The sequence below is a fragment of the Vibrio sp. D173a genome, from assembly GCF_030248475.1.
The window spans coordinates 1-816 of the sequence record NZ_JAHGAH010000789.1 but is presented as its reverse complement, the minus strand read 5'-3'; the positions used below and the strand labels follow the sequence as shown (position 1 = coordinate 816).

Below are 816 nucleotides of genomic sequence, written 5' to 3'. Positions count from 1 at the left end.
GGTGAAAAGCTAGGCCACAAAGTATTTATCGTACTAGAGAAGCTATCTGAGCTTGATCTGGGCTGGGTACTGCTGACCACGCTCTTTAAGTGTGGTTAAAACGTCTGAAAGTGCGTGTTCGTTTAGGAAAGATTGCTCACGTGCATTCTCTTCGAATACGACGGTTTGCGTTGCAACTTGATCAGCAGGAATACGTACTAGCTCAAAAGACACCATTTCTTCACCAGCAACAGCAAGTTCAATCACTTGAGCTTGCTCTTTTGCTGCTGTTTGAGCTTCTTGAGGAGTTGCTACTCGGCGCTTGTTTGCTTTACCAAATAGCTTTGCATTTAAGTCGGATGTTTTAATTGCCATGTTGATTATCCCTGATTAAGTGAAGACCAGTTGCTGTGTAGTACACGTTCTAATTCAAGTGCACTCTTCTGTACTGCATCTTGAGCAACCGCTAGCGTCTTTTTACCGCCTTCAAAATCGCTTGTCGTTAAGTCAAAAACCGTGCTGTAAGTATCTGCGCAGGTTTCAAATGCGCGGCTACGAGGAATGGTCGCCATCATAACTTGGTCATTCAGCAGGTAGTTCATCTCGGTCAAGACAGAGACTTGTTTCTTGTTGTCATCTTCAAACATCGTCGGCATCAAGCGAATGAACTCAAGCCCTTTCCAATCATCAGGGAACATCTCATAAACCGTTGGTAGATGCTGGAAAAAGTTAACCGTCGATGCCCAGTCAAGACGCTTAGCCGCACATGGGATCAGTAACGCGTTCGACGCGTACATTGCATTCCATACCAACGGGTCAACGTGAGGACCGGTATCA

General features: G+C 45.5%; 1 protein-coding gene and 1 pseudogene. Both read right to left on the bottom strand.

Features of this window, described 5'->3' with window-relative positions:
- Positions 1–60: 60 nt before the first annotated feature.
- Positions 61–354: pseudogene (locus tag KIV40_RS29310) on the bottom strand (chromosome partitioning protein ParB); the annotation flags it as partial.
- A gap of 5 nt (positions 355–359) precedes the next feature.
- Positions 360–816, bottom strand: a 457-nt coding sequence (locus tag KIV40_RS29305; protein ID WP_285352752.1) for a ParA family protein, incomplete at its 5' end; no start/stop codon positions are given.